Origin of the sequence: Streptomyces sp. NPDC051569, assembly GCF_044454085.1 — a bacterium.
Lineage (GTDB): Bacteria > Actinomycetota > Actinomycetes > Streptomycetales > Streptomycetaceae > Streptomyces.
Genome location: NZ_JBITDJ010000006.1, coordinates 24,702 through 47,975, shown reverse-complemented (window position 1 = coordinate 47,975; position 23,274 = coordinate 24,702). Strand labels below are relative to the sequence as shown.

General features: G+C 71.4%; 19 protein-coding genes. 9 read left to right on the top strand and 10 right to left on the bottom strand.

Annotated elements, in window-relative coordinates; genetic code table 11:
• The first annotated feature begins 53 nt into the window (after positions 1-53).
• The 4 genes from ACIBAE_RS12335 to ACIBAE_RS12320 are packed head-to-tail and all read left to right on the top strand — an operon-like array spanning position 54 to position 4,637.
• Positions 54-929: an NTP transferase domain-containing protein gene (locus ACIBAE_RS12335; RefSeq protein WP_399284349.1), complete on the top strand. Its 876-nt coding sequence runs from the start codon at positions 54-56 to the stop codon at positions 927-929.
• Positions 926-2,542 carry a molybdopterin-binding protein gene (locus ACIBAE_RS12330; RefSeq protein ID WP_399284347.1) on the top strand — a complete coding sequence of 539 codons (1,617 nt, stop codon included), beginning with the start codon at positions 926-928 and terminating at the stop codon, positions 2,540-2,542. Before ACIBAE_RS12335 ends, ACIBAE_RS12330 begins: the two co-directional genes overlap by 4 nt.
• Before the next feature lie 20 nt (positions 2,543-2,562).
• On the top strand, positions 2,563-3,618 hold the full coding sequence (locus ACIBAE_RS12325) for a potassium channel family protein (RefSeq protein WP_399284673.1): 1,056 nt from the start codon (positions 2,563-2,565) through the stop codon (positions 3,616-3,618).
• A 32-nt stretch (positions 3,619-3,650) separates the two neighbouring features.
• A complete protein-coding gene (locus tag ACIBAE_RS12320; protein ID WP_399284345.1) occupies positions 3,651-4,637 on the top strand; it encodes an NAD(P)H-quinone oxidoreductase in 987 nt (328 codons plus the stop codon).
• A 102-nt stretch (positions 4,638-4,739) separates the two neighbouring features.
• On the opposite strand, the gene ACIBAE_RS12315 is transcribed toward ACIBAE_RS12320, so the two are convergent.
• The 6 genes from ACIBAE_RS12315 to ACIBAE_RS12290 form a co-directional block, all read right to left on the bottom strand.
• Positions 4,740-5,282 (bottom strand): bacterial proteasome activator family protein, encoded by a 543-nt coding sequence (locus ACIBAE_RS12315; protein ID WP_399284343.1) that lies wholly within the window; start codon positions 5,280-5,282, stop codon positions 4,740-4,742.
• Positions 5,283-5,405: 123 nt separating this feature from the next.
• A complete protein-coding gene (locus ACIBAE_RS12310; protein WP_399284341.1) occupies positions 5,406-8,237 on the bottom strand; it encodes an FtsX-like permease family protein in 2,832 nt (943 codons plus the stop codon).
• On the bottom strand, positions 8,234-9,013 hold the full coding sequence (locus ACIBAE_RS12305; protein WP_399284339.1) for an ABC transporter ATP-binding protein: 780 nt from the start codon (positions 9,011-9,013) through the stop codon (positions 8,234-8,236). The genes ACIBAE_RS12310 and ACIBAE_RS12305 overlap by 4 nt, the downstream gene beginning before the upstream one ends.
• Before the next feature lie 184 nt (positions 9,014-9,197).
• Positions 9,198-9,860 carry a PadR family transcriptional regulator gene (locus tag ACIBAE_RS12300; protein WP_399284337.1) on the bottom strand — a complete coding sequence of 221 codons (663 nt, stop codon included), beginning with the start codon at positions 9,858-9,860 and terminating at the stop codon, positions 9,198-9,200.
• A gap of 97 nt (positions 9,861-9,957) precedes the next feature.
• Positions 9,958-10,203, bottom strand: a complete 246-nt coding sequence (locus ACIBAE_RS12295; RefSeq protein WP_399284336.1) for a hypothetical protein — start codon at positions 10,201-10,203, stop codon at positions 9,958-9,960.
• A gap of 905 nt (positions 10,204-11,108) precedes the next feature.
• Complete coding sequence (locus ACIBAE_RS12290; protein ID WP_399284334.1) at positions 11,109-12,437, bottom strand: protein kinase; 1,329 nt, start codon at positions 12,435-12,437, stop codon at positions 11,109-11,111.
• A gap of 309 nt (positions 12,438-12,746) precedes the next feature.
• Here ACIBAE_RS12290 and ACIBAE_RS12285 point away from each other — a divergent pair, with 309 nt between their 5' ends.
• A complete protein-coding gene (locus ACIBAE_RS12285; protein WP_399284332.1) occupies positions 12,747-14,399 on the top strand; it encodes a protein kinase in 1,653 nt (550 codons plus the stop codon).
• A gap of 189 nt (positions 14,400-14,588) precedes the next feature.
• Here the strand turns inward: ACIBAE_RS12285 and ACIBAE_RS12280 are convergent, their stop codons facing one another.
• From ACIBAE_RS12280 to ACIBAE_RS12270, 3 genes are all read right to left on the bottom strand, one after another.
• Positions 14,589-15,635, bottom strand: a complete 1,047-nt coding sequence (locus ACIBAE_RS12280; RefSeq protein WP_399284672.1) for a phosphotransferase — start codon at positions 15,633-15,635, stop codon at positions 14,589-14,591.
• Between the two features lie 60 nt (positions 15,636-15,695).
• The gene (locus ACIBAE_RS12275) at positions 15,696-16,112 is read right to left on the bottom strand and encodes a pyridoxamine 5'-phosphate oxidase family protein (RefSeq protein WP_399284329.1); all 417 of its coding nucleotides are present in this window, start codon (positions 16,110-16,112) and stop codon (positions 15,696-15,698) included.
• 184 nt (positions 16,113-16,296) lie between these two features.
• Positions 16,297-16,956 carry a response regulator gene (locus tag ACIBAE_RS12270; protein ID WP_399284326.1) on the bottom strand — a complete coding sequence of 220 codons (660 nt, stop codon included), beginning with the start codon at positions 16,954-16,956 and terminating at the stop codon, positions 16,297-16,299.
• A 324-nt stretch (positions 16,957-17,280) separates the two neighbouring features.
• Here ACIBAE_RS12270 and pdhA point away from each other — a divergent pair, with 324 nt between their 5' ends.
• The 4 genes from pdhA (at position 17,281) to ACIBAE_RS12250 (ending at position 21,799) form a co-directional block, all read left to right on the top strand.
• A complete protein-coding gene (gene pdhA / locus ACIBAE_RS12265; RefSeq protein WP_399284325.1) occupies positions 17,281-18,480 on the top strand; it encodes a pyruvate dehydrogenase (acetyl-transferring) E1 component subunit alpha in 1,200 nt (399 codons plus the stop codon).
• A 2-nt stretch (positions 18,481-18,482) separates the two neighbouring features.
• Positions 18,483-19,463 carry an alpha-ketoacid dehydrogenase subunit beta gene (locus ACIBAE_RS12260; protein WP_399284323.1) on the top strand — a complete coding sequence of 327 codons (981 nt, stop codon included), beginning with the start codon at positions 18,483-18,485 and terminating at the stop codon, positions 19,461-19,463.
• 14 nt (positions 19,464-19,477) lie between these two features.
• On the top strand, positions 19,478-20,956 hold the full coding sequence (locus tag ACIBAE_RS12255; RefSeq protein ID WP_399284322.1) for a dihydrolipoamide acetyltransferase family protein: 1,479 nt from the start codon (positions 19,478-19,480) through the stop codon (positions 20,954-20,956).
• A gap of 270 nt (positions 20,957-21,226) precedes the next feature.
• Positions 21,227-21,799 carry a hypothetical protein gene (locus ACIBAE_RS12250; RefSeq protein ID WP_399284319.1) on the top strand — a complete coding sequence of 191 codons (573 nt, stop codon included), beginning with the start codon at positions 21,227-21,229 and terminating at the stop codon, positions 21,797-21,799.
• A gap of 287 nt (positions 21,800-22,086) precedes the next feature.
• Here the strand turns inward: ACIBAE_RS12250 and ACIBAE_RS12245 are convergent, their stop codons facing one another.
• On the bottom strand, positions 22,087-23,019 hold the full coding sequence (locus tag ACIBAE_RS12245; RefSeq protein ID WP_399284317.1) for a D-alanyl-D-alanine carboxypeptidase family protein: 933 nt from the start codon (positions 23,017-23,019) through the stop codon (positions 22,087-22,089).
• Positions 23,020-23,274: the final 255 nt, after the last annotated feature.

Genomic DNA, 23,274 nt, shown 5'->3' with positions numbered 1-23,274 from the left:
GCCCGGACGACCCTCAGGGGCTTCGGGCGGGCGATGGCGGCCATACTTCAGGCATGACCGCGTATGACGCCATCGTGCTCGCCGGAGGTGCCGCCAAGCGCCTCGGCGGCGCCGACAAGCCGGGACTGAGTGTGGGGGGCCGCACACTCCTCGACCGGGTACTGGGGGCCTGTGCGGGGGCCACCCGCACCGTGGTCGTGGGCGGCCGGCGGCCCACGGTGCGGCCGGTGCGCTGGGCACGCGAGGAGCCGCCGGGCGGCGGGCCGCTCGCCGCACTCGACGCGGGCGTACGGCTGGTGGACGCCGGCACCGTGCTCGTGCTCTCCGCCGATCTGCCGTTCCTGGGCGAAGCGACCGTACGACGGCTGATCGAGGCGCTGGACACCAGCGGCCGGGAGGCGGCACTGCTGACCGACGCCGGCGGCCGGGACCAGCCGCTGGTCGCCGCGTATCGCGCCGAGCCGTTGCGTCGCGAACTCGCGCTTCTCGCCACCGAGTACGGGCGCCTCGCCGGGCTGCCGCTGCGGTTGCTGACCGATGAACTGGACCTTGCCCGGATCGACGCCGACCCCTTCGCCTCCTTCGACTGCGACACCTGGGAAGACGTCTCCACAGCCCGGGCCCGCATCAGAGAGCATGGGACCGTGCTGGACGAATGGATCACCGCAGTCAAGGACGAACTCGGCATCGAGCTGGATGTCGACACCGAGGTTCTCCTCGATCTCGCCCGCGACGCCGCGCACGGTGTCGCCCGGCCCGCCGCACCGCTCACGACCTTCCTGGTCGGGTACGCGGCGGCGCGGGCCGGCGACGGCGGCCCCCAGGCAGTCGCCGAAGCCGCCCGCAAGGCCGCGGCGCTCGCCGTGCGCTGGGCGGATGAGGCGCAGGACGCCGAGGGAACGGGGTCCAAGGGGGACGACGCCGGATGATGGCCCAGGATCACGAGGTCGAGGGGATCGAGGACGTGCTGGCTCTGGTCGGCCGCCGCCCGGCCGCGATACATGACCCTGGCGGGGACCGGGAGACCAGCCACGGGCCGGGCCTCGGCTACGGCCGGGATGCCGGGCCCGGGCAGGGCCAGGGCTCCGGGGCCTCCTCCCCTGGTGGCAAGGACTCGGACACCGGCCCGGCGCCGGACGGGGAGCGCGTGTCCGACGCGGACCACATGCCCGACGCGGACCACATGCCCGACGCGGAGCGCGTGTCCGACGCGGAGCGTCTGTCCGACGTGGGCCGGAGCCACGCTGCCGATGTCGTGAAGCCGGGCCGGCGCCGGGCCGAGTCATGGGTCGAGGCCAGGGCGCTCGCGGCGCGTTCCGCACGGTCGGCCCGGACCACCGGTGCCCGTCGCGTCCCCCTTGACCAGGCCCTGGGGCAGGCGCTCGCCGAACCGCTGGCCGCGCTCACCGATCTGCCCTCCTTCGACACGTCCGCCATGGACGGCTGGGCGGTCTCGGGCCCGGGGCCCTGGTCCCTCCGGCGCCCGGAGGGCTCACCGGCCGGAGGCCCGTCCACCGGGGAAGCCGCCGACGACGCCGGGATCCTCGCCGGACGCGGCGAGGTGGCGCCGCTCGCCGATGGCGCGGCGGTGCGGATCGCCACCGGTGCGCGCACCCCGGCCGACACGACCGCCGTGATCCGTAGCGAGCACGCCCGCACCGACAGCGCCGGCCATCTCCACGCCGAGCGCCCGGTGGCCCCCGGGCAGGACATCAGGCCGCGCGGCCAGGAGTGCCGCGCCGGTGACCGGCTCCTGCCGGTCGGAACGCTGGTGACTCCCGCCGTGCTGGGTCTCGCCGCGGCGGCCGGTTACGACGAACTGCTCACGGTTCCGCGCCCGCGCGTCGAGGTCTTCGTCCTCGGCGATGAGCTACTCACCGAGGGGCTTCCGCGCGACGGGCTCATCCGCGACGCCCTGGGCCCGATGCTCGCGCCCTGGCTGCGCGCCCTCGGGGCCGACGTCATTGCCACCCGCCGGATCGGCGACGCCCCGGAGTCGGCCGTCGCACTGCACCGCGCGATCACCGAGTCCGAGGCCGATCTCGTCATCACCACAGGAGGTACGGCCGCAGGACCGGTCGACCACGTTCACCCGGTGCTGCGGCAGGCGGGCGCCGAGCTGCTGGTGGACGGTGTCGCCGTGCGGCCCGGTCATCCCATGCTGCTGGCCCGGCTTCCCTCGGGACTCCATCTCGTGGGGCTGCCCGGCAATCCGCTCGCAGCGGTCGCAGGACTGCTGACGCTTGCCGAACCCCTGCTGCGCGTCCTGGCGGGACGGGCGGGTGCGGCCGATGGAGCCCTGAACCGCGCGCCCCTGCACGAGACGGTCCACGGTCATCCGTACGACACCCGGCTTGTGCCCTTCGTCCACGGCGTCGACGGCCTCGTGCCGCTGCACTTCAGCGGTCCTGCCATGCTGCGCGGTATCGCTGCCGCCGACGGCCTCGCGGTCGTGCCGCCGGGCGGCGCGCGGTCCGGGGAAGAGCTGGAAATCCTTGATCTGCCCTGGTCCGCTTCGGTCGAGGGCGGGTGTTTCACGTGAAACTTCCCGGCCACGACGCGATGGCCCGGCACGCTGACGAGTATCTGGTCACCGCCCGGGTGAAGCTTCCGCGACGCCGGGTCGAGCGGCCCCTGCGGCAGGTCAGCAAGCGGCTGTTGATGGCTCTGTTCGTGCTGGCCCTCACAGTGTTCATCGTCTATATCGATAAACGCGGCTACCACGACAACGCGGACAACTCGGTCGACTTCCTCGACTCCGTCTACTACGCCACCGTCACGCTCTCCACCACCGGTTACGGCGACATCGTCCCGTACAGCGACGGTGCGCGGCTCGTCAACGTGCTGCTGGTGACCCCGTTGCGGGTCGTTTTTCTCATCATTCTGGTCGGCACCACTCTTGAGGTCCTCACGGAACGCACCCGGGAGGAATGGCGGCTGAACCGCTGGAGGTCCAACTTGCGCGACCACACCGTCATCGTCGGCTACGGCACCAAGGGGCGATCGGCGATACAGACCCTCTGCGCCACGGGCCTGCGGAAAGATCAGATCGTCGTGGTCGACCCGTCCGGCAAGGTGATCGAGGCGGCCAACGCGGAAGGATTCGTGGGTGTCCTCGGTGACGCGACCCGCAGCGACGTGCTGCTGCGGGCCGAACTTCAGAGGGCCGGTCAGGTGGTCATCGCCACCCAGCGCGACGACACGGCCGTGCTGGTCACGCTGACCGCACGTCAGCTCAACCGCAACGCGAAGATCGTCGCCGCGGTCCGCGAGGAGGAGAACGCGCCGCTGCTCCGCCAGTCCGGAGCCGACGCGGTGATCACCACCTCCAGTGCGGCCGGCCGATTGCTGGGCCTGTCCGTGCTCAGTCCCGCCGCAGGCACGGTGATGGAGGACCTGATCCAGCAGGGCAGCGGCCTCGACCTGATCGAACGGCCTGTCATAAAGGCGGAAGTGGGCCGGAGCGTGCGGGACATGGACGATTTGGTGGTGAGTGTGCTGCGTGGTCACCGCCTGATCGGTTATGACGATCCGGCCGCGAGTCCACTCCAGCTGACCGACCGTCTCATCACGATCGTGCGCGCGGACAGTGCCCTGGGGACGGACCACTCGGACTGACGAGGACGTCCCCGGGGAGTAGCCTCGCGATCATGCATGCGATCACGATTCCGGAACCCGGTGGTCCCGAGGCGCTTGTATGGGCCGAGGTGCCCGATCCCGAACCCGCTGAGGGCGAGGTCCTCGTCGAGGTGGTGGCGAGCGCCGTCAACCGCGCCGATCTCCTCCAGCGGCAGGGCTTCTACGATCCGCCGCCCGGCTCCTCGCCCTACCCCGGCCTGGAGTGCTCGGGCAGGATCATCGAGCTGGGAGCGGGTGTCTCCGGCTGGGCCGTCGGTGATGAGGTGTGCGCGCTGCTGGCCGGCGGCGGCTACGCGGAGAGGGTTGCCGTACCCACCGGGCAGTTGCTGCCGCGACCGGAGGGCCTGAGCCTGAGCGAGGCGGCGGCGCTCCCGGAAGTGGTTTGCACCGTTTGGTCGAACGTCTTCATGGTCTCCCATCTGCGGCCGGGCGAGACGCTGTTGCTGCACGGCGGGGCGAGCGGGATCGGCACGATGGCCATCCAGCTCGCCAAGGCGGTCGGCGCGCGGGTCGCGGTCACGGCGGGCAGCCCGGAGAAGCTGGCGCGCTGCGCGGAGCTGGGCGCGGACATCCTGATCAACTACCGCGAGCAGGACTTCGTCGAGGAGATCCACCAGACCACTGCCGGCGCCGGGGCCGACGTCATCCTCGACATCGTCGGTGCGAAGTATCTGCAGCGGAATGTGAACGCCCTGGCCGTCAACGGCCGGCTCGCCGTGATCGGCATGCAGGGCGGGGTGAAGGCCGAACTCGATCTGAGTGCTCTGCTGCGCAAGCGCGGCGCCATCACGGCGACCTCGCTGCGGGCCCGACCGACGGCCGAGAAGGCGGCGATCGTCGCAGCTGTCCGGGAGCATGTCTGGCCGCTCGTCGCGGACGGCCATGTCCGTCCGATCGTGGACCGGACGCTGCCGCTGTCCGAGGCGGCCGAGGCGCACCGCGCTCTCGAAGCCGGCGCCCACGTCGGCAAGCTGCTGCTCACCCGCACCACCACCTGACCTGGCGGAGCCCGCTCACGTCCTCGGCCCGGTACACCTCACGGTGTGCCGGGCCGCTGTCGTCGCTGTCCGCCGGCCGCCCACTGCTACCGGCCTGGGGCCCTACAGATACGGGCCCGAGCGGATCGCACCGTGTCCCGTGTCGCCGTCGTCGTCCGGCACCGAGCCGGGCGGCAGTGCGCGCCGCATCTGCTCCAACTGTGCCCTGGCCGCCATCTGCTGGGCGAACAGCGCCGTCTGGATACCGTGGAAGAGGCCCTCCAGCCAGCCCACCAACTGGGCCTGTGCGATCCGCAGTTCCGCCTCGGAGGGGATGGCCTCGTCGGTGAACGGGAGCGAGAGCCGCTCCAGCTCCTCGACCAGCTCGGGGGCGAGTCCGTCCTCCAGCTCCTTCACCGAACCGGCGTGGATCTCCTTGAGCCGTACCCGGCTCGCCTCGTCCAGAGGAGCCGCCCGCACCTCCTCCAGAAGCTGCTTGATCATGCTTCCGATCCGCATGACCTTCGCGGGCTGTTCGACCATTTCCGTCACCGGGATCTCCCGCGCCACGTCGTCGGCTCCACCGCCACCGAGCGCCATCCCGTCCTGTCCCACCACGAGGACATGGGGGCTCTCCTGCGACCGTTCGTTCCTCGACATCTCCATACCGCCATTGTCTCGCACAGGTGCTTCATCACAGGGTGTGCCCCCGTACGAAAGTGATCCACCTTCGTACGGGGGCTCGGATTCACCGGCACCGGGCGCCTGGACGTCCGCGCGGCACTGCGGTCAGGCCGCCGCCCTGCGGCTCAGCGTCCGGTGCGAGCGCGTGACCAGGGCCGCCAGGATCGCGGCGCCCAGCGGGACGGCGACGATCAGCGCGGCCAGCGTCCCCCAGGGCAGGACGATCGGCACGTGCGGCAGTGTGGCTTCGCCCATGGCGGCCTCGATCGCCGCGCGGTACTCATCCATCGCCTCTTTGCGCTCGGTCAGCAGCAGCCCGAAGGCCGGAAGTACACCGGCCACCGAGCCCAGTACGACCCCCATCGCGGCCACCACCGCGCACTGGAATCCGCTGAGCGTCCTGCGGACCCTTTCGGGTGCCCCGACCGCGGCGAGTGTCCTGAGGTCGGCTTCCGCGTCCGCCTGGGCGAGACCGGTGGCGATACCGGCCGCGCCGATGGTGATCAGTCCGGCGAAAATGGCCAGCGCCAGCTGTATCAGGCTGTTGTCGCTGGAGTAACCGCTTTCGATGTACAGACGGCTGTAGGTGCCGGTCTTGTCGAGATCGCTGTCGAGCTGCTGCCGCTGGGCGTCGCTCGGCGTGGAGGCGGTCGTGTAGTACGCGCCGAGCGGGGCGGTGCCGATGCCCGCGGCGTCGGCCGTGACCTGGGGCACGATCATCGAGACGCCGTACGCGTTCGTTTTCGCCGGGGTCTGGTACGCCTTGAGGGGCTTGACGGTCCCAGGCCGCTCCTCGCCCTTGCTGTCAGCTTCCTCAGCCTTCTTGAGGTCGGTGATCAGCTTGATGCCGACGTTGCCGTTCTTGTCGACGTTCTGCCTGCTGAACGACACCACCTCGCCGTTCGCCAGCGCCTTCTCCGCCTGGGGATCCTTGATGCCGAGAACGGTCAGCACCTTGGCGTCACCGATCAGTACGCCGCTCGGGGGGCCGTTCCAGAAGTTGTTCCGCTCGCACCGCCAGCTGTTGGCGATCTTGAGCCGCTCGGCCTTGCTGAGCTTGGTCGCGTAGGCGCCCGCTTGCTCCGAGCCCCGGATGGGGCACTCGTTGCCCTGAGGGACGACCACTTCGTAGTCCCCGCAGTCGCCCCTGTTTTCGGAGCAGCCCGGCAGCTGGACGTTGATCCGGCCCACGTCGGCGCGTACGTCGATGGGGAGATTCTTCTGGATCGCGGCGCGGGCGGCCGGTACGTCCCGGCCGCCGTCGGCGAAGACCATCACGGTCGCGGCACCGTCGGGCAACTGTGCTTCGTAGCTTGCGCGGCTTTTGGCGTCATCGCTCGCGATGTACGTGGAGACCGCCACCGTCCCCGCGACGGCGGCCAGGACCGCGGCCACGGCGGGGGCCGTGCGTCCCCGGTTGCGCACGGCGTCCCGGAGCGCGAGCCGCGGGGAGAGCGGCAGCAGGCCGCCCAACCGGCCGAACGCGCCTACCAGCGTGGGGGTCAGCGCGACGACGCCCAGCTCGGCGAGTACGGAGCCGCCCGCGACCAGCGTGAGCTCACCGACCACCGTGGCCCCGTACAGCGCGGCCGCCGCTCCCAGCACGAAGGCGGTCAGTCCGAGGGCCGGCAGCACCTTGTTGCTCTTGCGGACACCCCTGCGACCGGTGAGGGAGGCGAGAACGGTCTGCCGGGAAGCGGTGATGGCGGGCACGAGCGCGGCCAGCAGACCCGTGACAACCGCGACGAGACCGATACCGAGCAGCTCCAGTGGGCGAATATCGAAAGCGCCGAAGCGCTGTCCCATGTACCCCTCAAGAACGGGCCGCAGAGACCAGGTGGCAAGGAGACCGAGGACGGTTCCCACCACGGCCGCCGCGACACCGATCACCAGGCCGCCCGCAAGGACGATGGCCCGGATATGGCGCCGGTCGCCGCCGTTGGCTCCGACCAGGCCGAGCTGGCGCCGCGAGCGCCGGGCGCCGACGGCGAATGCGGCCCCCGCCAGCAGGCAGATCTCCAGCATGGCGAGGACGACGACGGTGCCGATCAGCGCGCGCTCCTCCATCCCACTGCCTGCCGGGCTGGACCTGTACTCAGGGTGCTTCGTGTAGAGCGGCACGTCCGCGGCGGCCGGCGGGTTCAAGGAGGTGGCGCGGGACATCACGGCGAAGCCGTGGGTGTTGACCTGCTGCACCATGTTCCACGTGAAACCACCGGGAACGCTGACGAAGTGGCTGGTGTTCGACTCCGTACCGGACACCCCCGATGCCTTCAGCGCCTTGTCCAGCGGGGCCAGGAGAGCACCGGGAAGCGCGGTGACCTGGTCGGCCTTGAGGTCGTCGGGCACTTCGTAGGCGCCGACGATCCGGTAGTCGGCGTCGAGTCCGCGCGCCGTGAGTTTCGAGCCCACCTGGAGACCGCTGATCCGGAGGAAGTGCGTGGTCGCGGCGACCTCGCCGGTCTTCCCGGGGAACCGGCCATGGTCGAGGGTCATGATGCCCTGGGCCAGGGAATCCGCGGCCTTCAGCTCGCGGATCTCCGTGTTCAGCAGCCCGTGCGTGGTGCGGAGCTTCGCGTAACCGACCGTGTTCTCCAGCACAGTGGCGCCGGCCGGCAGAGCCTTCTTGATGTCGGAGGGGCCTTCGGTCGCCGTCTTCTCGTCCACCGGCATCCAGCCCGTGCCGTCCGGACTCTGCTGGATCGGCTCACCGCTGTATCCGGCGTCGTAGAACCGGGCGTCCGCCCGGCCGAGTTCGCGGTCCAGGACCTCCGCCGGGGAGAGCTGTGAGCTGCGTATGGTCAGGTCCACGGCGCTCACGCCGAAGACGGGAAGAGCGATCATGGCGAGGACGAGGAAGCTGCGTCCCTTGAAGCGCCAGGCATCGCGGCGGGTGATCCGTACCGCGGCCCGCCAGGAGTGGAGCCAGTTCGTCACAGCTCGGCCGCCTGGCCCGTGAGCAGGGAGGCCGCCTCGCTGCGGATGGTCTGGTCGACGATCGAGCCGTCCCGTACGAAGACCACCCGGTCCGCCCAGGCGGCGAAGCGCGGCTCGTGGGTGACGAGAACGCCGGCCGCACCGGCGTCGCACCGGGCGCGCAGCAGGGCGAGGACCGCCTCGCTGGTCTCGGAGTCCAGGGCGCCGGTCGGCTCGTCGGCGAGCACCAGCCGGCGGTCGCCGATGAGTGCGCGGGCGATGGCGACGCGCTGTTGCTGGCCGCCGGACATCTCGTCGGGAAAGCGGTCGGCGAGCTGTTCGAGGTTCATCTCCTCCAGCGCGGCCAAGGCCTCGGTGCGGGCCTTGCGCGCGGAAGTGCCGTCCAGTTCACGGGGGAGCGCGATGTTCTCGGCGGCGGTGAGCGCGGGGATCAGGTTGTAGTCCTGGAAGACGTAGCCGATGCTGCGGCGGCGCAGGGCCCCGAGCTTCTTGCGGTCGACGGTGGTGATGTCGGTGCCTTCGACGATCACACGGCCCGAAGTCGGCATGTCGAGACCGCCCGCGATGGTGAGCAGCGTGGACTTGCCCGAGCCCGAGGGGCCCATGACGGCGACGAGTTCGCCGGGAAACACATCGAGATGGACGCCGCGCAGGGCATGGACCTCGGTGGCGCCACTGCCGTGGACGCGCTTCAGGTCCTGGAGTCGCAGCACGGGCCGCCGCTGTTGCTGCTGTGACTGCTGGGGCTGATGTGACTGGTGTGGGTGTCCGGACATGAGGGATCCCCCTGGGGATGTACACGGTCGTACGGCGGATGGACGTGAGCAGCGGGGCACGCCGAAGCGCACCGACGGGCGGCGTGACGAGGTTCAGTGCTGTGCGGTGCGGTGCGGTGCTGTGCGGTGCGATGAGATGTGGTGTGCCGAGATGCGGTGCGAAGTGTTCCGGGGAGCGTCCTGCTCAGTGGCGCGGCGCCGGCCGGCCGGAGGCCGGCTGTACGGGCGTCTGAACGGTTGGCGGAACGGTTGGCGGAACGGCGGGCCGGGCTGACGGCGGGCTCTCCGGCTCGGCCTCCGGCACCGTCTCCGGGATCAGCGAGAGCCGGATCAGCCGGACCTCACAGTGATCGAGCCAGCGGGCCTCGGCCTCGGTCTGGAAGATGAGCTGTTCGAGGACGAGCAGCCAGGCGACCTCGTCCCGGCCGGCCGGGCCTGCCTCCAGGGCCTGGCCCTTGAGCCGTGTGTAGTCCTGCATCGCCTGAATGGTGTGGCGGCGCTGCGACTGGATGACGTCTCGGATGTCGACGCCCGGAGCGCCCACCGCCATGGCGAGCTTGATCGCCAGCTCGTCCCGGGGTGGGTTGCTGCGATCGACGGGCGTACGGAACCAGGACCGCAGCTCCGCCCGGCCGGCCGGCGTGATGGTGTAGAGCGTGTGACCCGCCTCGTCCGCGCCGTTCATCGCGACCAAGCCGTCGCGCTCCAGACGACCGAGGGTCGTGTAGACCTGGCCGACGTTGAGCGGCCAGGTGGCACCCGTACGGGTCTCGAACTCGGCGCGCAACTGGGAGCCGTAGCGCGGACCGCGCTCCAGCAGGGCGAGAAGCCCGTGGCGAATCGACATACTCAGTATGTTCGTCGGGCCGGCCGGGCCGGACAAGGGACCTGAGGTTGACCTCGTCAGTACGCCGTAAGGATGACGGGAAGGATGACGGGACCGGTCAGCGGCGGCGGAGCCGTAGCCCGAGGAACCCCAGTCCCAGGCCGATCAGCGTGATTCCGGCGCCCAGTGTCAGGACGGGAACGCGTCGTGCGACGGACGTGCCGACGGCCTTCGCGTCCGGCTTGCGGGCCGCGTCGGGCGGCGGGGTCCGGGGTGTCGCGGGTGCCTCGGACATGCCTTCGGTGTCTCCCGTGTGACCGGTGTCCCCCGTCCCCCCGGTCGGCTCGGGATCGGCGGATGCCACGGGCGGATCCTCCGCCTTCTTCGTCCCGTCCGTGCTCCCGTCGCTCGTGGGGGAGCTGGGCTCCGGTGCGGACGATTTCTCAGGGGACGGGGACGCGGTGGGCGCCGTGGAAGCGGCGGGAGAGCGGCCGGGGTGCGTGGCGGGTGGCGGGCTCTCGCCAGGGCTTTCGTCCGGCGTCTCATCCGGCGTCTCGTCCGCCGTCTCATCCGGCCTCTCGTCCGGCCGCGTGCTCGGGCTCTCGTCCTGCGGCCGTGAGATCTCAGACCCCGACGGCCTGCCCGGCCGGATACGCCCCTCGCCGGCCGGCCGTCCCGCAAGGGACTCGGTCGGTTCCGGCGCCACCGTCGGACCGGTGGCGGAAGGGGGAGCGGATTCCTCGGCGTACGCGGCGGGCGCGGTCAGCAGCAGGGAAGCGACGGTGATCGCGCAGTGGGTGCGGAGCCTTGACGTCACCGGCCCAGCCTCACACGCACGGATACGGCGGGCATCTCGGAGACGGCCGTCCGCTACGGCCGGGGAGCGGCCAGGAGCGTGGAAACACGTCCCGGCGGGCCCGGCACGCGCCGGCCGGGCCCTGCCCGCCGAGTCCCTCGGTCCTCAGCTGGAACTCCTGGTTCACGGGCTCGACGGCGGTGCCGGTGCCGGGGGTACTGGCCGATCACCGTGTCCTCGGCGAACGCGCCGTCGTCCGCCCGTTCCAGCGGCGCCACGCTCCAGCCGTCGTCGGGTCGCCCCTTCGTCGGGTCGCCCGGGTCCGTATACGCCCGGGTCCGTATAGGCGTTCGTGCGTTCACCGGTGGCCATGGTCCGGTTCTGTCCCGGCGCCTGGTGTCCGGCCATCGCGGACCGGCTGATGAGCGGAGCGGATCCGCCGATCCCGCGCGGCCCCGCGCAGCGGGGGAACCTCACTGCAGCGCGAGCGCCATGATCAGACCGCCGATCGCCAGAATCCCGACGACGACCGAACCGATGACGATCGCCGCGGTCCGCCCGCCGCCACCGCCGTGACCGCCGCGACTCCCCCGGCCGGGACCCGCACCCGTCCGTGGCGAGAGGACGTACGGCTGCGAGGTCTGGTACGGCGGGGCCGGCGGGGCCGCCTGCGGATAGCCGTAGCCGTAGCCAGGGCCGTGACTTATGCCTGGACCCGTGCCGTGACCCGTGCCGTGACCCTGCCCCCGCATCGGGTGCCCTGTCGGCGGGCCGTACGGTCCCGGCTGGTACGGCCCCGGCCCCCCGCCGTGCGAGGGCGGCGCCGGCCGCTCCACCGGCGGGAAGGCCGCCGGACCCATGCTCCCGCCGCCGGGCCGTGGTGCGCCCCGCGCGATCACCGGGGCGGCCTGACCGCCCGCCTGACCGCCCGTCAGCACGCGCGCGCACGCGTCGCGCATCGCGGCCGCGCTGGGAAAACGCTCGTTCGGGTCCTTCTTCAGCGCCCGCGCGACCAGTGCGTCCACCCCTGGGGTGATCGCACGGTTGAAGCTGGACGGAGCCGGGGGCTCCTCCTGCACCTGCGCGTACACGATCGCCAGCGGCGAGTCCCCGTCGAACGGCAGCCGGCCCGTCAGCAGCTGGAAGAGCATGATGCCGACCGAGTAGAGATCGGCGCGGGCGTCGACCGCCCGCCCCAGCGCCTGCTCGGGCGACAGGTACTGCGGCGTGCCGACGACCATGCCGGTCTGTGTCATGGAGGCGACACCCGACTGCATGGCGCGCGCGATGCCGAAGTCCATCACCTTGACGACGCCGCGCCTGGTCATCATCACGTTGCCGGGCTTGATGTCCCGGTGGACCAGGCCCATCTCGTGGCTGGTCTCCAGTGCGGCGAGCACATCGGCCGTCACGGTGAGCGCCTTGTCGGCCGGCATCGCGCCGTACCGCGCGATGTCCGCCTGGAGTACGGAGCCGAGCGGCTGCCCCTCGACGTACTCCATGACGATGTACGGCATCAGCGCGCCGCCCAGCTCGTCCTCGCCGGTGTCGAACACAGAGACGATGTTGGTGTGCGACAACTTGGCTACAGCCTGGGCCTCGCGCCGGAACCGCTCACGGAAGGACTGCTCGCGGCCCAGCTCGGAGTGGAGGGTCTTGATGGCGACCTGACGGTCCAGCGCGACGTCGTACGCCAGGTAGACGGACGCCATCCCGCCCTCGCCGAGCAGGTCGCGGAACTGGTACCGACCGCCCGCGACGGAACGGCCCGCGTAGCTTCCCCGTGCGCCGTCCTGGCTCATGACTGTGCTTCCCCCAGTGATCACATATGACTGCCCAAGTCTGCCCGAGGTCACAGACACGTCAAGCCGGGTGCCCGTTCCGTGACCGTACGCACGACAAGCGTCCCGGAAGCGTTACAGGAAGCGCATGGAACGCGCACGGGCCGTGAGGCGACGGGTTTCACGCCTGGTCCATCCTGAACCGGCGTGTCACGGGAAGCCTGTAGCGTGACGTGGCATAGCCACCCTTGAGACGCACCCCTTGAGACACAGACATACCGCGGACCACGCACACGGTCACCGAGCGGACAGAAACGACGGCGAGGACTGATGGCACCCGAACCCGAAGCTGGCGGCGTGTCGGACGCCGCGGACTCCTGGGGCGACAACGGGCTGGTCGGGGGGCTGGTCGGCGACGGCCGCTACCGGATGACCCACCGCCTCGGCCGCGGCGGCATGGCCGAGGTGTTCGCGGCCGAGGACGTACGGCTCGGACGCACCGTGGCCGTCAAGCTGCTCCGGGCCGATCTCGCCGAGGACCCGGTCTCCAAGGCCCGCTTCACACGCGAGGCGCAGTCGGTCGCCGGCCTCAACCACCACGCGGTGGTGGCGGTGTACGACTCCGGCGAGGACACCGTCAACGGGCAGACCGTGCCGTACATCGTGATGGAGCTGGTCGAGGGCCGCACCATCCGCGAGCTGCTGGTCAGCGCCGAGGCCCCGCCGCCCGAGCAGGCGCTGATCATCGTTTCCGGCGTGCTGGAGGCGCTCGCCTACTCGCATCAGCACGGCATCGTGCACCGCGACATCAAGCCCGCCAACGTCATCATCACCGACGCCGGCGCGGTCAAGGTGATGGACTTCGGCATCGCGCGCGCCCTGCACGGCGCGCAGTCGACGATGACCCAGACCGGCATGGTCATGGGCACGCCGCAGTACCTCTCCCCCGAGCAGGCGCTGGGCAAGGCCGTCGACCACCGCAGTGACCTGTACGCCACCGGCTGCCTGCTCTACGAACTGCTGGCCCTGCGTCCCCCGTTCATCGGCGAGACCCCGCTCTCCGTGGTCTACCAGCATGTCCAGGACATCCCGGTGCCGCCCTCCGAGGTCTCCGGCGTGGCCCCGCCGGAGCTGGACGGTCTGGTCATGCGCTCGCTCGCGAAGGAGCCGGACGACCGGTTCCAGAGCGCCGAGGAAATGCGCGGCATGATCCAGTACGGCTTGCAGATGCTGCAGCAGCAGGGCAGCCACACCGGCAACTGGAGCACCGGCCCGGTCACGGCGCAGGCCGGTGGCGCCGCGGCGATGGGCATGGCCGCGACGACCGCGATGGCGCACCCGCACCACGGCGTCACCTCGCAGGGCCCGATCCTGCCCCCGATGAACCCGGACGACGGCGGATACGGCGGCGGGTACGACGGCGGCCACCAGGGCGGCGGGGGCGGCCGGGGCCGGATGTGGCTCTTCGTCGCGCTCGCGCTGGTCGCGATCGTGGCGGGGGTCGCGTACGCGGTGAACGGGATGGGTGGCGGTACGGAGGACGGCAAGACCACGGATCCCCCGTCGGTGTCCTCCTCCGAGTCGTCGCCCAGCACGGATTCGACGCCGTCGGACGATTCGACGGACGAGGACGACCAGCAGAACAGCTCCTCGGGCGGTCAGCAGCAGCCGGAGTGGCCGACCCGCACACCGTCCCAGACGCCGAGCAGGACCGAGGAGCCGTCCAGGACGCCGTCGACGCCGAGTCAGTCGGGATCGACCGGCAGCAGCGGCGGGACGACGCAGGGCGGCACCGAGGGAAGCGACGAAGGCACCTCGGAAGGCGCCGGCGGGGAGACCAGCTCGGGCGGGTCGTCCAACCAGGGCGGTACGAACGGCGGCGCCGAGACGGGCGGGAACACCGGGAGCACCAACGGCGGTCCCGGCGGGACGGGTGTCATCTCCGGCGCCGCCGGTGACCCGGGCGCCAACACGACCGGCTGACCTGTACGGCCTTCGGGAGAGCCGGCCTCCGGACAGGTCTTCGGGAGAGCCGGACTCCGGCGGTCAGCCTGCCTCCGGGAGCCGGTCTCCGGGAGCGGGGTGAGCAGGCCTCCGGCGTCAGCGTCCGGGAGCCGCCCCCGCGAGGTCAGCTCGCGGGGATTCCCGGGGCCGCCCCCGCGAAGCCCCGCGTCACCCCGCGAAGGCCTCGCACACCGCTTCGTACTCCCGCGTCCACCACACCGCGAGGGCCGACACCGCCGCGAACAGCGGGTCGGCCCTTCGGTCGTCCAGCTGGTAGCGCCAGCGCAGGATCCAGAAGTCGTTCAGCCGCTCCCACCACACCCGGTGGACGGCGGCGGCCAGTTCGGTGGCGTCCGCGCCGGCCGCGCGGCGGTAGGCGCGCGCGTACGCCCGTACCTTCGTCAGCTCCAGCTCGCCCGTCGGCCGTACGAAGAAGATCGCCGCCGCCCGTACCGCCTCCTCGGCGCGCGGCTGTACGCCGAGCCGGTCCCAGTCGATGATCGCGGCGGGTTCGGCGCCCCGGTAGAGCAGGTTCAGCGGGTGGAAGTCGCCGTGCACCCAGCCCGTGGCCGGCTCGGCGCCCGGGGGCGGCCGGCGGTGGGCGTGGCGTTCCAGCAGGCCACGGCGTTCCGTGAGGCGGTGTTCGGCGAGGTCGTCGAAGGTGCTCCTGGGGGTACGGCCGCGGGCCTGCGCCAGCAGTTCGTCGATGAGCGCGAAGGTGTCGGCGGGGTCGGGGCTGTCGTACGGCAGCGCCGCGGGGTCCGGTCCCATCACCTGCTCCAGACAGATGTGGACCAGGCCGAGGAGGCCCCCGAGGCGTTCCGAAGCGGCGGTCGTCAGCTGGGCGCCGCCACGGTGACGGCCGTCGACCCAGGGGTGCAGGGCGTAGCAGCGGCCGCCGATGACGGTGACGGTGTCGCCGTCATCGGTCTCGACGGGCGGTGCGACGGGCACACCGAGCCTCTGGAGCCGCTGGGTGGCGCCGTGCTGGCGGGTGATGGCCTGGTGGTCGCCGTCCAGATGGTGCTTGAGGAAGTAGGAGCCACGGGTGGTCGCGAGCCGGTAGCCGCGGTTCAGCAGCCCCTGGGCGACGGGTTCGCAGGACAGTGGCTCGCCCGCGTGGCGGTAGCGGCGGAGCAGCGCACGGACGGGCGGGGCCGACGTGGCGTGTGGGGCACGTGGGGTGTCGTCCGGAGGCGGGGCGGGCGAAGGGATGAAAGCGGTCGCGGCAGGCGCAGCGAGTTCATATGAGCGCGGCACTTGTCAGATGTTAGATCACGCTGCGTGTTGAGGCCGTCGCTCCTGGGAGTAGTCGAGCATGTGTACGGTGACAAACTGCGGCACAAGGCACATATAGACCGGCTCGAACGGTTGACCGTCCACGTGGTGCGGCCCCCCGCCGAACTGCTCCAGCTCGCGGGCCGTCGGAACGATGATCTCCGCCGTGCCGGTGAGCTGCACCGACCAGAGGTCGAACTCGCCGTTTCCGAAGTTGTCCGCGCCGTACGCCACCACACCCCCACCGCAAGCCCGGTGGTAGCCATGGCCCGCGTGCATCCGCAGCAGGACGCCGCCGTCCGTGACGATGTGGCGGGCGGGAGTCACGAAGGGCATCGCGCGCATACTCGTCGCCACCCGTCCGTACGGGACGAGGCTGAGCAGCTTCAGGGCGCGGACTTCCTCGGTGGACATGCCGTCCACTCTCCGCCGGCGCGGCTTCGCCGGACAGAGGAGGCGGCCCCGGATGAAGAGGACGTTGGTCCCGATTAAGACCGGGCGTGGCGGGGTCGGCGGGGTCGGCGGGTGCGGCGGGTGCGGGTGCGGCGGGTGCGGCGGGTGTGAGGGTCGGGCGCGTGCGGCGGGAGCGGGTGCTGTCTCAGCGCTTCTCCGCCTGCAGCCGGGCCACGTACGCGGCCGCCTGCGACCGCCGCTCCATCCCCAGCTTGGAGAGCAGGCTGGACACATAATTCTTGATCGTCTTCTCGGCGAGGTGCAGCCGCTCGCCGATGACCCGGTTCGTCAGGCCCTCGCCGATCAGATCCAGGATCCTGCGCTCCTGGTCGGTGAGGCCGGCCAGCTTGTCGTCGCTCTTCGGTCCCGTGCCGTCACGCAGCCGCGCCAGCACCCGGGCCGTCGCCTCCGGGTCGAGGAGCGAGCGCCCCGCCGCCACGTCCCGTACGGCCGTCAGCAGCTCACTGCCACGGATCGCCTTGAGTACATAGCCCGAGGCCCCGGCCATGATCGCGTCGAAAAGCGCCTCGTCATCGGCGTACGAGGTGAGCATCAGGCAGTGGATGTCCTCGTCGCGCGAGCGCACCTCCCGGCACACTTCCACGCCGCTGCCGTCCGGCAGCCGGACGTCCAGTACGGCCACGTCGGGGCGTGTGGCGGGGATTCTGGCCATGGCGTCCGCGGCCGTGCCCGCCTCTCCGACGACTTCGATGTCATCCTCGACAGAGAGCAGTTCGTACACGCCCCGGCGGACGACCTCGTGGTCATCGACCAGAAATACCGTGATTTTTCCCTTTTCCCGCACAATTTCAGTCTCACACACTCACCCCTTCCCTGCCGCAGATCAGCGGGATAACGTGCCGTTGTTCCGGCGGCCTGCAAGGCTGTGACCAGTGGTTGTTCCCGACTTTGCCGATTTACTTGGAAATCCAAGCAAAATTGCAGGTCAAATGGGGTTTCGCACTAGTGCGGCCCACTGGGTAACGTGCCTGTGACAGGGGCTCGCCGGGGCACCTGTCACGCCTGCCCCGATCGCGCCGCACCCACCCCGTGCGCGCGGCCGGACATCAGGCGAGCCGCACTGGTTCCCGGCGGATCCCGGGGGCCGGACAGACGGAGGAGCACGCACGTGACCGTGGAGAGCACTGCCGCGCGCAAACCGCGACGCAGCAGCGGCACCAAGCGCGCCAGCGCTAAGAGGACGCCGCAGCAGCAGAGTTCCGAGCCTCAGCTCGTACAACTGCTCAGCCCGGAGGGCGAGCGCGTCGAGCACCCGGACTTCGAGATCGACCTGTCCCCGGACGAGCTGCGCGGGCTGTACCGGGACATGGTCCTGACCCGCCGTTTCGACGCCGAGGCCACGGCGCTGCAGCGCCAGGGCGAGCTCGGGCTGTGGGCATCGCTGCTGGGCCAGGAGGCCGCGCAGATCGGCTCGGCCCGCGCGCTGCGCGACGACGACTATGTCTTCCCGACCTACCGGGAGCACGGCGTCGCCTGGTGCCGCGGGGTCGACCCGACCAACCTGCTCGGCATGTTCCGCGGTGTGAACCACGGCGGCTGGGACCCGAGCACCAACAACTTCCACCTCTACACGATCGTCATCGGCTCGCAGACGCTGCACGCCACCGGCTACGCCATGGGCGTCGCCAAGGACGGCGCGGACTCGGCCGTGATCGCGTACTTCGGCGACGGCGCCTCCAGCCAGGGCGATGTCGCCGAATCGTTCACCTTCGCCGCCGTCTACAACGCGCCGGTGGTGTTCTTCTGCCAGAACAACCAGTGGGCGATCTCCGAGCCGACCGAGAAGCAGATGCGGGTGCCGCTGTACCAGCGCGCGCAGGGCTACGGCTTCCCGGGCGTCCGGGTCGACGGCAACGACGTACTCGCCTGCCTGGCCGTGACCCGGTCCGCGCTGGAGCGGGCCCGCCGGGGCGAGGGGCCGATGCTCGTCGAGGCGTTCACGTACCGCATGGGCGCGCACACCACCTCGGACGATCCGACGAAGTACCGCGCGAACGAGGAGACCGAGGCATGGGAGGCCAAGGACCCGATCCTGCGGCTGCGCCGGTATCTGGAGCGGGAGGGCTGGGCCGACGACGCGTACTTCACGGCCCTGGAGGAGGAGAGCGAGACGCTCGGCAAGCGGGTGCGTGAGGCCGTACGGGCCATGCCTGACCCGGAGCCGCTGGCGATCTTCGACAACGTGTACGCGGACGGGCACGCGCTCGTCGACGAGGAGCGCGCGCAGTTCGCCGCGTACCAGGCGTCGTTCGAGGATTCCGAGAGCGGCTCCGCCGCCGGGAACGGCTCCGCCGAGGAGGGCAAGTAGCCATGGCCGTACAGAAGCTCCCCCTGGCGAAGGCGATCAACGAGTCGCTCCGCAAGGCGCTGGAAACCGACCCCAAGGTCCTGATCATGGGTGAGGACGTCGGCAAGCTCGGCGGCGTCTTCCGCGTCACGGACGGCCTGCAGAAGGACTTCGGCGAGGGCCGGGTCATCGACACCCCGCTCGCCGAGTCCGGCATCGTCGGCACGGCCATCGGCCTCGCCCTGCGCGGGTACCGGCCGGTCGTGGAGATCCAGTTCGACGGTTTCGTCTTCCCGGCGTACGACCAGATCGTCACGCAGCTCGCGAAGATGCACGCCCGCGCGCTCGGCAAGATCAAGATGCCCGTCGTGATCCGTATCCCGTACGGCGGCGGCATCGGCGCGGTCGAGCACCACAGCGAGTCCCCCGAGGCGCTGTTCGCGCACGTCGCCGGCTTGAAGATCGTCTCGCCGTCCAACGCCTCGGACGCGTACTGGATGATGCAGCAGGCCATCCAGAGCGACGACCCGGTGATCTTCTTCGAGCCGAAGCGCCGCTACTGGGACAAGGGCGAGGTCAACGACGAGCTGATCCCCGGACCGCTGCACAAGGCGGCCGTCGCGCGGGCCGGCACGGACCTGACCCTCGCCGCGTACGGCCCGATGGTGAAGGTCTGCCTCGAAGCGGCCTCGGCCGCCGCCGAGGAGGGCAAGTCGGTGGAGGTCCTCGACCTCCGGTCGATGTCCCCGATCGACTTCGACACGATCCAGACGTCGGTGGAGAAGACGCGCCGGCTGGTCGTCGTGCACGAGGCGCCGGTCTTCTACGGCTCCGGCGCGGAGATCGCCGCCCGGATCACGGAGCGGTGCTTCTACCACCTGGAGGCCCCGGTGCTGCGTGTGGGCGGCTACCACGCGCCGTATCCGCCGGCCCGCCTGGAGGACGAGTACCTCCCGGGCCTGGACCGGGTGCTCGACGCCGTCGACCGCTCGCTCGCGTACTGAGGACTGCCGTGACCATGACTGCTGACACTTCCACGCGCTATCGCGAGTTCAAGATGCCCGACGTGGGCGAGGGACTCACCGAGGCCGAGATCCTCAAGTGGTACGTACAGCCGGGCGACACCGTCACCGACGGACAGGTCGTGTGCGAGGTCGAGACCGCGAAGGCGGCCGTCGAACTCCCCATCCCCTACGACGGGGTGGTGCACGAGCTGCGCTTCGAGGAGGGCACGACCGTCGACGTCGGCGCGACCATCATCACGGTGGACGTGGCGCCGGGCAGCCCGGCTCCGGAGCCCGCTGCCGCCGCAGGACCGGTCGCCGCCGCCGGTGAGGCGGCCGGGTCGGGCACGCCTGCCGACCCCGCCGATCCTGCCGCGCCGAAGGGCCGTCAGCCGGTCCTCGTCGGGTACGGGGTCTCCGAGGCGTCCACGAAGCGCCGCCCGCGCCGGGGCACGCCGGTGCCCGGGCAGGCGGCGGCGGCCGAGCCCGCGGCCGCCGCGATCCAGGCGGAGATGAACGGGCAGGCGGCTCCCGCCCCGGCTCCCGCCCCCGCCCTGGTTCCGGACACGGAGCCCGCTCCTGGTCGCCCGCTCGCCAAACCCCCGGTACGCAAGCTCGCCAGGGACCTCGGTGTGGACCTGGCGACGATCACCCCGACCGGCCCGGACGGGATCATCACCCGCGAGGACGTCCACGCGGCGACGGCGCAGGCTCCGTCCGCGGTGCCCGCTCCGGAGACGCTGGCGGCAGTGGTGGCGGCGCCGGCCGGCGCCGCCGCACCCGTGGCCGCGGGCCGGGAGACCCGTATCCCCGTCAAGGGCGTACGGAAGGCCACGGCGGCGGCGATGGTGGGCAGCGCCTTCACCGCGCCGCACGTCACCGAGTTCGTCACCGTCGACGTGACGCGCACGATGAAGCTCGTCGAGGAACTCAAGGCCGACAAGGACATGGCGGGCCTGCGGGTCAACCCGCTGCTCCTCGTCGCCAAGGCCCTGCTCGTCGCCATCAAGCGCAACCCCGAGATCAACGCTGCCTGGGACGAGGCCGCCCAGGAGATCGTCCTCAAGCACTACGTGAACCTGGGCATCGCGGCGGCGACCCCGCGCGGTCTGCTCGTCCCGAACATCAAGGACGCGCACGACAAGACCCTGCCCCAACTCGCCGTCGCGCTGGGCGAGCTGGTCTCCACGGCCCGCGAGGGGAGGACGACCCCGGCGGCCATGCAGGGCGGCACGGTCACCATCACCAACGTCGGTGTCTTCGGCATCGACACCGGCACGCCCATCCTCAACCCGGGCGAGTCCGCGATCCTGGCGGTCGGCGCGATCAAGCTCCAGCCCTGGGTCCACAAGGGCAAGGTGAAGGCCCGCCAGGTCACCACGCTGGCGCTGTCCTTCGACCACCGCCTGGTCGACGGCGAGCTGGGCTCCAGGGTCCTGGCGGACCTCGCGGCCGTCCTGGAACAGCCGAAGCGCTTGATCACCTGGGCCTGACCGTCCGCACCACCGCGTCACCGCACCACCGCACCACCGCACCACCGCACCGTCGGGGGGGGGGCCCGCCCCCCCCCGCCCCCCCCCCCCCCCCCCGGTCCCGCCCGCCCGCCCCCCCCCCGGCCCCCCCCCGCGCCCCCCCGGCCCCCCCCCCCCCCCCCCGCCCCCCCCCCGTCGGCGGGCGGACCGGCCCCCGCCGGCCCGCCCGCCGACGGCCGTTTCCGGCCGGAAGGACACCGGCCGGGATCGCGACGGCGCAGCGTCGGCCCCATGACCGCTCCCTTGCCGCTCTCCGCGCTGCTGTCCCGCGTCCTGCTGGCGTTCACCGCCGATTTCGAGCAGGCGTCGCGCCTGTCGCTCGCGGTCAGCGCGAACGTCCTGCGGGTGCTGGACGAGGACGGCCTCCGGGTGCGGGACCTGCCCGCGCTGACCGGGGTGTCGAAGGAGGCGGTCGCCGTGTCCCTCGGCTTCCTGGAACGGCACGGATACGCGCTGGTGGAGCCGGACCCCGCCGCCCCGCGAACCCGTGTGGCCCGGCTGACCCCGCTGGGCCTGGGCGCGCGGCGGAAGTACCCGCGGATCCTCGCCGAGGTCGAGACCGCCTGGCGGCGGCGGTTGGGCGGGCGGGCCGTCAGTGAACTCCGCGACGCCCTGCGGGCCGTGACCGGCGCGGCGGCTGACGGGGAGCCGTGTCTGTCCCTGGGTCTCCGGCCCCCTCCGGACGGCTGGCGCGCGCATCCGCCGTACCGGGCGCTGACGGCGCGGCTGCTCGCGGACCCGGTGGCCGGGCTCCCGCAGTACCCGATGGTGTCGCACCGGGGCGGCTTCCCCGACGGCAGCTGAGTGGCGGCGGTTCGGGACGGGGCGGCCCGGCGCCGTCACGTTCTGAGCCGGTGAGCGTCCTCCCGCTCGGGCAGATCCCGTCCGTCCCGACTCGCGGCCGGACAGCAGTACCCCCGGTGACCTGTGCGTCACCGGGGGCACGGTACGGGGCCGGGGACTCCGGCGGAGGGCTCAGCGGCCCCGGCGGGGTGGCGTCCCGTCGAGCCGGTCGAAGATGACCTCGCAGGAGTCCGGCGCTACCGTCGAGCAGTTCGCGGGCCTGGCCGGGGAAGAACCGCTCGTGCCGGTCAGTCGCGCTGTGCGTCCGCCGGGAGGGTACGGAGTCGCATGGTCTTCGCGGTCGTCGAGCCGAAGCCGTGGTCGAGGAGCTTCGCGGCGTCCTTGTAGCGGTCGGAGCCGTTCAGCACGACACCGACGAGGGTCTGGTTTCCGCGAGTGGCGGCGAAGACCAGGCAGGGTCCCGCCGAGGTGCCGGTGCCGGTCTTGAGGCCGATGGCGCCCTTGTAGGAGCCGAGCAGCTTGTTCGTGTTGTACCAGGTGTACGTGCGCTTGCCGCCCTTGCTGGTCGGCGCCGTGCCTGTGTACTTGGTGGCCTTGACCACCGTGCGGAAGGCCGTGTTCTTCATGGCGTACTGGGCGATCTTCGCCAGATCGCGGGGGGTGGTGTAGTTGTTCCCCGCTTTCGATATGCCGTCGAAGGAGTCGAACTTGGTGTTCTTGAGACCCAGTTCGGTGGCCTTCTTGTTCATCTTCGAGATGAACGACTTCGTACGGGCGGCGGTGGTGGCACCCGTACCGAAGGTGTCGGCGAGGGCGTACGCCGCGTCACAGCCGGAGGGCAGCATCGTGCCGTACAGCAGCTGGCGGACGGTCACCTTGTCGCCCGTCCGCAGGTCCGCCGTGCTGGCGCCCTGCCTGACGACGTAGTCGCGGTAGGCCTGCTTGACGGTGATCTTGCGATTGAGGTCGACGCCCTTGGTGCTGAGCACCACGGCGGCCGTCATGATCTTGGTGGTGCTGGCCATCTGGCGCCTGGTGTCCGCCGACTTGGCGAAGACCGTGGCGCCGGACGCGCTGTTCAGCAGAAAGGCTCCCTTGCCGGTGACGGCGGGGGCGGTGGCCGCTTGGGCGGACGCGGCCAGGGGGGAGACGGTCAGCAGCAGGCCGGCGGTGAGGCTGACCACGGCGGCTCTGCGTACGCCCGGAAGGCAAGTTGTCAAAGGGAACGCTCCGAATCGCGAATGCGCCTGAATGCCACGACGTGAGACTCCTCCGCAAAGGCGTCTCGGTAGAGGACACGTGAGCGGGCCGAACGGATGTACGCGGGGAGTCGTCGAGGATCGGGACCAGTCGGTCCCGGGTCCGGGGCTTCAGATCCGGGGTCCGGGGCCTCTGACCCCGGGTCCAGGGCTTGTGATCCCGGGTCCGGGGCTTCTGATCCGGGCTCCGGGGCCGGGCCGGTGGCCGGTGCTCCG

Bases quoted from the DNA above. Each gene is read 5' to 3' on its own strand.
- ACIBAE_RS12335 (WP_399284349.1), top strand. From the start codon at position 54: ATGACCGCGTATGACGCCATCGTGCTCGCCGGAGGTGCCGCCAAGCGC.
- ACIBAE_RS12330 (WP_399284347.1), top strand. From the start codon at position 926: ATGATGGCCCAGGATCACGAGGTCGAGGGGATCGAGGACGTGCTGGCT.
- ACIBAE_RS12325 (WP_399284673.1), top strand. From the start codon at position 2,563: ATGGCCCGGCACGCTGACGAGTATCTGGTCACCGCCCGGGTGAAGCTT.
- ACIBAE_RS12320 (WP_399284345.1), top strand. From the start codon at position 3,651: ATGCATGCGATCACGATTCCGGAACCCGGTGGTCCCGAGGCGCTTGTA.
- ACIBAE_RS12315 (WP_399284343.1), bottom strand. From the start codon at position 5,282: ATGGAGATGTCGAGGAACGAACGGTCGCAGGAGAGCCCCCATGTCCTC.
- ACIBAE_RS12305 (WP_399284339.1), bottom strand. From the start codon at position 9,013: ATGTCCGGACACCCACACCAGTCACATCAGCCCCAGCAGTCACAGCAG.
- ACIBAE_RS12300 (WP_399284337.1), bottom strand. From the start codon at position 9,860: ATGTCGATTCGCCACGGGCTTCTCGCCCTGCTGGAGCGCGGTCCGCGC.
- ACIBAE_RS12290 (WP_399284334.1), bottom strand. From the start codon at position 12,437: ATGAGCCAGGACGGCGCACGGGGAAGCTACGCGGGCCGTTCCGTCGCG.
- ACIBAE_RS12285 (WP_399284332.1), top strand. From the start codon at position 12,747: ATGGCACCCGAACCCGAAGCTGGCGGCGTGTCGGACGCCGCGGACTCC.
- ACIBAE_RS12275 (WP_399284329.1), bottom strand. From the start codon at position 16,112: ATGTCCACCGAGGAAGTCCGCGCCCTGAAGCTGCTCAGCCTCGTCCCG.
- ACIBAE_RS12260 (WP_399284323.1), top strand. From the start codon at position 18,483: ATGGCCGTACAGAAGCTCCCCCTGGCGAAGGCGATCAACGAGTCGCTC.
- ACIBAE_RS12255 (WP_399284322.1), top strand. From the start codon at position 19,478: ATGACTGCTGACACTTCCACGCGCTATCGCGAGTTCAAGATGCCCGAC.
- ACIBAE_RS12250 (WP_399284319.1), top strand. From the start codon at position 21,227: ATGACCGCTCCCTTGCCGCTCTCCGCGCTGCTGTCCCGCGTCCTGCTG.